Below are 6783 nucleotides of genomic sequence, written 5' to 3' on the forward strand. Positions count from 1 at the left end.
AATTGGTAGAGAGAATCATGTAAGATATTGAGTTCGCGCATCTTGTTGTTTGGTTGTTGTTTTTTGGCGAAACCATTTGATCACATGACAAGATGTGCATCTACCTTAACTTGATGATTTTTATCTAAATCATCAGGGGATTCCTCAGCGCTTAACCTGACTTTCTCTCATAGATCGAGCCATCTCTTCACTGCTTATGATTTCTCTTGGAGGATAGTGATATCTGGACATTGATAATAACTCCCTTAATTTTATTAAGGGAACTCTACCAAAACATAATATTGATGGTAAGTAGCGTCTTAAATGGTCAATTAACCCAAAAGCACAATATCCAAAAAATAAATACATAACAGAACTGTTTTTACACCTCAACGAGCGACTTAATTACAGTTCCACTAATTATTTTTCAGATTGTTTAGCCCGACTATAAGCCTTATTGCTTGGTCGATTCAATAAAACACATCGCTCCGCTTATAGCGGATATTCTTTTATCAAGATAAAGTACCGTTAATATCCTACCGTATGTCTCCCGATAATTAATTAGGCTAAATTTCAGACTTTACCTACAACAATAAAGGAAATTAGTACTGACCAATAGAAGCCATTCATATATTTGTACCCAACGCTCACTCCATCCTTTTTGCTTTTGCATAGAGGGAATTACTTCAGTGGGTCATTATCAGGTAGTGCTTTATGAATCCACATCGCCAATCGGTGTTTGATACTAGCACCATCCAGTTTGTTATCTGGTAGTGGTGCAATTTGCTTTGCATCGACTAAGAACAAGTAGATGGCCTTCACCCTGACAGGCTGTGGTGTACTGGGTAAGTCAAAACCTTGCATTTTGGCCATCTTCTCGCCAATTTCTAACGCCTTCTTTACTAGCTTATCTTCGTTCTGGAGCTTTGCTGTTTTAGACATATCATCACACTCTCGTTACGATTCTTTGTGTGAGTATACCAAGTTGAATATTTATCTTAGCCACTAAGATCTCAATTTGAAAAAGGACTTTAAATTGTAAAGACGCCATCAAACGACATTATCATGCTCTCGCTGCTCATGAGCCGTGAAAAACGAATGTCCGCAGTCGATATTCAGAGAGAGGTCACATATGTTACCTCTCTTACAGTGAGGAACTTATTGATCTGAAGATCGCATAAAACCTCTGTGTGATTGGAACTCGTTCATATCAATGAACTCGTCATGGTTAGTATCAATACGCTCAAACATCTCATCACTGCTTGCAGAATTCTTTAGTAAACGACCTTGAGACTTGCGAAGTTCCTGCCACGCTTGCTGACTTTCATCCGACTGTGCATCTGCCATCCAAAGGTGAATCATGCCATATACGGAGACGTTACCTAATACAGCTTTGCTCGAAGGAATCCACAAATATGGGCGATGCGCAAGATCCCCAGCGGTACCGCGAATCTCAATAGCGTGCCCGTCTAGCATTAGGGTGTTGCCACTAATGGCTTGAGGTACATAAGGTTTAACCGGAGCATTACTACCCATTTTCGGTCCCCAAAACGCCAGTTTACCCTCCAGCTTTGTCTCGATTACTTTTTTAACGGCTGGTGTCGTTAGAATTTTCGCTTCTGGAAATAGCCCATGTAAGACTTCCGCACCAAAGTAATAATCAGGATCAGCCTGACTAATAAAGATAGTTTTGAGCTCTTTTCCACTATCAAGCACTTTTGCCGCAATGCGCAATGCATCCGCTTTGGTAAAACCGGTATCCACGACCATTGCTTCACTGTCACCAAACTGAACATGATTATTTCTTATTTCGAGCATATAAATGGACAAACTCACCGCAACCAAAGTCTTTGTTGACGTCGCCACGACTGGAAGCCAGACGACATGACGGTGTATGCGCTTTACTCCTCAAGAAAGCACATGAGACCCGCTGTTCGAGCACTAATCGATTATCTGGCAGACTATTTTGCTCAACCTCGCTGGTAATTCTCTGTTAAGCAGTGGTGGGGCTAGCGCCATTGCTGGGGCGTCCACTAAGCATAACACCATCAACTGCGGCCAAAGATGCGACTAACACCAAGGCATCGGAACAACGGCGTCGCAAAATTATTCATGATGGTTGCCACTATAATGATTGCGATGCCCGCGATCTGATAGGTTGAGAAACTTTCATCAAAAAACATCGCCTGCCACAGAGCGGTGAACAGCAAGCTAGTAAATATCAGCGGTGCCACTTGTGAATTGCTATCAGCCAACTTATAGGCTTTAGAGCGCAAGATTTGATTGGCAACCACAGCCAATGAGAGAACCAATAAATACGCCCAAACAAACGAGTTGTGTTGTGGTTCTAATACGATTGAAACGTCGACCTTTGACAGCCCCGACATAAGACACAGTGGCAATACGCTTATCGCCGCTATCAAAAATGTCCAACTGTTAAGCAGTGCCGGCGTTACCTCCTTTTTACTGGCACGAAATAAACAGACTTGGGAGCCTGCACTAAATAGCCCAGAGGCTAATCCAATCAGCAACTCAGGCCTTAATTGAATGCCGCTGACATCACCAGCGAGCAACACGACACCAGCAAACGTGGCCGCTAAGCTAAATTTGGTTTCGGTCTTAATCTTGACCTTAAAAAAGATCTTCTCCAACACAGCAATAAAGAGTGGCCCTGTACCAAACAGCACTGAGCTTTCCACAAGTGTCAATCGGTTGAGTGATGCTATAAAACAGAGTTGGCATGCCGCAATGCACACACCTCTAATCACGATCGGCTTCAACAGAGCCGGAGGAGGCAAACGAATTTTTGTTGCAGCGACCAAAGCAAACAGGAGCAATGTCGGCAATATAAATCTGAGAAATGTCAGCCATTCAAGGCTCAATATTTCTGTTAGTTTTTTTAAAGCTAAACCCGTTAACGACAAACTAAAGGTTGAAACGAGCATATAAGGTACAGCAAGGTTATTTAACAACATGATTCCTCCCTATAGGCGTGCCTATAGTAAAGGAATGACAAGGGCTTAAAAAACGAATATATTTAAACAAACATGTTAGATAAACTTACATATGAACAGACGACCACCTCTTAAGTCTCTTTACGCTTTTGTCGCCGTTGCTGACACCGGTAGCATGACTAAGGCTGCTGAGGTACTTAGTGTCAGCCACTCTGCGATCAGTCAGGCAATCAAAAGCCTAGAGTCACTTATTGGGCAGCCGTTGTTTCAGCGTATAGGCAGGCAAGTTCGTCTCAATCCGATTGGTCAAAAGTACTACAATGACATTGCCCCTGCTTTGAAGACGATCGTCGATGCAACGGACGCGGTAACCCAAAAACCGCACTCCCATCAAATCACTTTAAATATGATCAACTCATTGGCGATTCATTGGTGGGTTCCAAGAGTGAATAACTTCCAACATTTTGCTCCCAATGTCGATATTCGCCTGTCTAATCTAGCTGGCCCTTTTAATCTGACTCAAGAAGGTGTTGATGTCGCCATCATTCATGGAAAAACGGATGAATGGCAAGATTATTACTGTGAAAAACTTGGTGATGATGAGCTTCTTTTGGTTTGTAGCCCCCAACTGCTCGATTCATCTCAACCCAAACCAAGCGCAGCGCAATTGTTGCAGCACTACCCCGCTATCTATGCACAAAACTTGCGAAGGAAAAATGACTGGAGTGTCTGGTGTCAGGGAAATAACGTCCCCGCCCCTAAGCAGCACAACAATTTGAACTTCATGGTCTCTGTCCATGCCATTCAGGCCGCCATACAAAAGTTGGGGGTTTTCGTTACTCACCGCCTATTTGTGAGAGATGAAATCAAGCATGGCTTTTTAGTGGAGATCGGCAAGCCTGTCACTAATCCTCATCAAGAGTTTTTCTTTGTGTGTCGACCAGAGAAACTTCGCAATGACAATGTCTTGAAGCTGAAATCATGGGTTTGTAAAGAGTTTGACGAGTCGCGAAGCGAGCACCAGAGAGCGATACCAGAACCTCACATCGATTAACACCGCTCAGTTTGCGGTTACTTGATCAGTTGCAAAATCTGTTTGAACTCATCACTACGGCAATCTTTAACTAATTCATAAAGGCACATTTCAACGCATGTGATATCTATTCCTTTATGCTGTAATTTTCTGATGCTCAATTGCTTGTGTTGGGGATTTCGAGACGAAACACAGTCTGTCACGAGCTGTACATCATAGTCCCGTTGGGAAAGGCTTAATACTGTTTGGTACACACAGATATGCGCTTCAATACCACACACTAGCCAAGTGCCGACATTGGCACTGCGAATAGCTTGAATAAACTGAGGCTGTGAGCAAGCATCAAATGTGTATTTACTTATAGGCGACGCACCTTGCAAATGCTGGCTTATCGCCTCTACCGTATCACCTAGTTTGGTCGGATTTTGCTCAAGCCAGACAATAGGCAAATCTAAGATTTGAGCACCTTGAATCAAGGTGACACAGTTTTTTACCAGCGCCTCAGATTCATCAACCAAACTGGCTAACTTCCCTTGAACATCGACGATGATCAATCCGGTATTGTCTCTGTCTAGCATGCTCTCTCCAAAGTAAACGGTGCGTTAGTCGCGTCGAAAACTCCCGACTCCAAGATGATTAATTTGCCGTCAACTCTGCGAAAAACGCCCGCAGTTCATCATCACTGATCTCAAGAAGGTTATCACCGACATACCACTCGATAAGCGACTGATTCGGGTGAGAAGTCACTTGAGGATTCCCAAACCAAATGCCTCGATTAGTTGCAAACGCCTGTTGTAACGCCTGAGCCTGTTCAAAGCTAAACGGTAATATCAGGTGCAACATATTCGATTGTGGCTTGGGAGGATTCACCGCCAAAGTTGGAAACTCAGCAATGATTTCATAGACCTGTTTGGTACGCTCAAACAGAGAAGGGAGCCGAGCCAGTCTCTCATCAAATTGCATAGCGGCTGACACCACGTAAGGCGTTCTATGGTAGACATTGCCACCTTGTCGCTTCATCCACATCGAGGCCAGTTGGATAAACGCCTTTGAACCTAGTAGCATCGAACCACCTAATCCATTGATGCCCTTATAAAGAGAGACATACGCCGTATCAAAGCCTTGAGCAATCTGATGATACTCTTTTTGGTAATAAGCGGCCGTCTCCCAAAGACGCGCCCCATCCATGTGTAGATGGATGTTGTTCTCCGCGCAGTGTTGCTTAATACGTTCGAGCTCTTGCCATGATGGTAATTGCCCGCCAATCTCTCGCATTGGCAGTTCGTACAAAACCGCAGCGATTTCATCTGGCCAAGCCTGAAGATCTTCAAGCTTCCACGGCTTGAACTCATTCCCTACTGGCAAGATGTTAAATCGGTTTTGCAACTGGTAGCCCTGCCTTTCATGAACATAAATATGGCTTGAAGGGTGCATCGCAACAATCGGATTGCGTTTCTGTCGGGTCACTAACTCAAGTACTGTCGGTTGGGTCATAGTACCGGTGATAACAAATAGACCTGCTTCGTAACCCAGTAGGTCGGCCACTTTTTGCTCGAAAGCCTGTATAGTTTCACCTTCGCCGTAAACATCGTGGGCAACATTATGCTGTTCACACCACTGCGCCATTTTAGAAAAATGGACTGCCGGCGAATCTTCTTTGTTTCCAGGTAAGTGGGTCGTACATAGCTGTTTTAGATGGATGCTCATTTTTCTTTCCATAGATTGTCATGCCAGTGGCAATCTAACGCGTTCGAGTTTAACTGTAAATCTTTCCAGAGCAGGAGCTTGATGCTCAACGGGTGAACCGCTTCTCACGCGATAATTTGTTCAATCACACCTCGGATTACTGGCACAATTGACACCACCAGCAGCAAGGCCATGGTCAGGTTAAACCAACGCAAATAGTGCTGCTTGGTTAACCAATGAAGTCCCATCTGTCTGGACATTTTTGGGCGGCGGCTTGATTGTCACGGGGGTGCTGATTAATGTGCTGGGAAAACATTTGCTAACGCCACTGAGACGACGCTGATGCAATACCCACGTCACTCGGACAAGAAACTGACCAGAACGCCAAATAACCTTAACGGAAATCTCACCTGCTATTGACGAGTAGGATCGGCGGAGAGATATGATAGACACACTCCCCCGTAGGTAAAGGAACAGAATATGAAAAAGGCTCTATTTCTATTAACTGGTACCCTATTTGTGCTGGCTGGTTGCCAAGACGAACAACCACCACAGGCGACTCAACCTGTTGCTCAAGCTCAAGCAGAAATCATCCTAGATGCGCCAGCAGATAGCGCACACACAGCGAACAACGCATTAGACTGGAACGGAACTTATGTCGGTATTTTATCTTGTGCTGACTGTAGTGGCATCGAGACTCATATTACTTTGAATCATGATGGAAGTTACACTGCAACGCAGACCTATCTAGGTAAAGAAGACGGATATATCGAGTCGCAAGGCCAATTCCACTGGAATGACAAGGGCAATACCGTGACCCTAGAAAGTGAAAGTGGCGCAAATCAATACTTCGTTGGTGAGAATGTCTTGTTCAAGCTCGACATGAATGGCGAACGTGTTAAAGGTGAGCTGGCTGAGAGTTATCAGTTACGCAAACAGTAGCGATAGCCTCGCACTCAAATCAAAAAAGGAGCCCGAAAGGCTAATGCTTGTCAGTTAAGAAGCATTTAACACCTTTTTGAAGGCCTAGTCGCGTAGCGACTGGGCCTTCTTTTTACCACTCTTGGGTAGCTCCTATCTCGCCTTTCTGGCAGCGTAAAACTCTCAGCCATATCGAGTATGTAGTTCATT

The 6783-nt window shown here is 44.4% G+C and carries 6 protein-coding genes and 3 pseudogenes; 4 read left to right on the plus strand and 5 right to left on the minus strand.

Annotated features, from left to right (window positions below; genetic code table 11):
* Nucleotides 1-660 precede the first annotated feature (660 nt).
* Nucleotides 661-921, minus strand: a complete 261-nt coding sequence (locus tag QTN95_RS19370; RefSeq protein WP_138972736.1) for a DUF5062 family protein — start codon at nt 919-921, stop codon at nt 661-663.
* A 360-nt stretch (nt 922-1281) separates the two neighbouring features.
* Nucleotides 1282-1797 (minus strand): annotated as a pseudogene (locus tag QTN95_RS19375) (MBL fold metallo-hydrolase); the annotation flags it as partial.
* Nucleotides 1798-1845: 48 nt separating this feature from the next.
* Here QTN95_RS19375 and QTN95_RS19380 point away from each other — a divergent pair.
* Nucleotides 1846-1965: pseudogene (locus tag QTN95_RS19380) on the plus strand (LysR family transcriptional regulator); the annotation flags it as partial.
* 62 nt (nt 1966-2027) lie between these two features.
* Here the strand turns inward: QTN95_RS19380 and QTN95_RS19385 are convergent.
* Nucleotides 2028-2954, minus strand: coding sequence for a DMT family transporter (locus QTN95_RS19385; protein WP_331418649.1), 927 nt, complete (start codon nt 2952-2954; stop codon nt 2028-2030).
* Nucleotides 2955-3045: 91 nt separating this feature from the next.
* On the opposite strand from QTN95_RS19385, the gene QTN95_RS19390 reads away from it, so the two are divergent.
* Nucleotides 3046-3987 carry a LysR substrate-binding domain-containing protein gene (locus QTN95_RS19390; RefSeq protein WP_331418650.1) on the plus strand — a complete coding sequence of 314 codons (942 nt, stop codon included), beginning with the start codon at nt 3046-3048 and terminating at the stop codon, nt 3985-3987.
* A 17-nt stretch (nt 3988-4004) separates the two neighbouring features.
* Here the strand turns inward: QTN95_RS19390 and QTN95_RS19395 are convergent, their stop codons facing one another.
* On the minus strand, nt 4005-4544 hold the full coding sequence (locus QTN95_RS19395) for an isochorismatase family protein (protein WP_138972734.1): 540 nt from the start codon (nt 4542-4544) through the stop codon (nt 4005-4007).
* A 58-nt stretch (nt 4545-4602) separates the two neighbouring features.
* Nucleotides 4603-5673: a threonine aldolase family protein gene (locus QTN95_RS19400; RefSeq protein ID WP_331418652.1), complete on the minus strand. Its 1071-nt coding sequence runs from the start codon at nt 5671-5673 to the stop codon at nt 4603-4605.
* 205 nt (nt 5674-5878) lie between these two features.
* On the opposite strand from QTN95_RS19400, the pseudogene QTN95_RS19405 reads away from it, so the two are divergent.
* A pseudogene (locus tag QTN95_RS19405) lies at nt 5879-5995 on the plus strand (EamA/RhaT family transporter); the annotation flags it as partial.
* Between the two features lie 137 nt (nt 5996-6132).
* On the plus strand, nt 6133-6594 hold the full coding sequence (locus QTN95_RS19410; RefSeq protein ID WP_331418653.1) for a copper resistance protein NlpE: 462 nt from the start codon (nt 6133-6135) through the stop codon (nt 6592-6594).
* Nucleotides 6595-6783 lie beyond the last annotated feature (189 nt).

Source organism: Vibrio sp. M260112 (genome assembly GCF_036533775.1).
Taxonomy (GTDB): Bacteria; Pseudomonadota; Gammaproteobacteria; order Enterobacterales; family Vibrionaceae; genus Vibrio.

Coding starts and splice junctions, on each gene's coding strand:
- QTN95_RS19390 (WP_331418650.1), top strand. CDS start 3,046: ATGAACAGACGACCACCTCTTAAGTCTCTTTACGCTTTTGTCGCCGTT.
- QTN95_RS19400 (WP_331418652.1), bottom strand. CDS start 5,673: ATGAGCATCCATCTAAAACAGCTATGTACGACCCACTTACCTGGAAAC.
- QTN95_RS19395 (WP_138972734.1), bottom strand. CDS start 4,544: ATGCTAGACAGAGACAATACCGGATTGATCATCGTCGATGTTCAAGGG.
- QTN95_RS19370 (WP_138972736.1), bottom strand. CDS start 921: ATGTCTAAAACAGCAAAGCTCCAGAACGAAGATAAGCTAGTAAAGAAG.
- QTN95_RS19385 (WP_331418649.1), bottom strand. CDS start 2,954: ATGTTGTTAAATAACCTTGCTGTACCTTATATGCTCGTTTCAACCTTT.
- QTN95_RS19410 (WP_331418653.1), top strand. CDS start 6,133: ATGAAAAAGGCTCTATTTCTATTAACTGGTACCCTATTTGTGCTGGCT.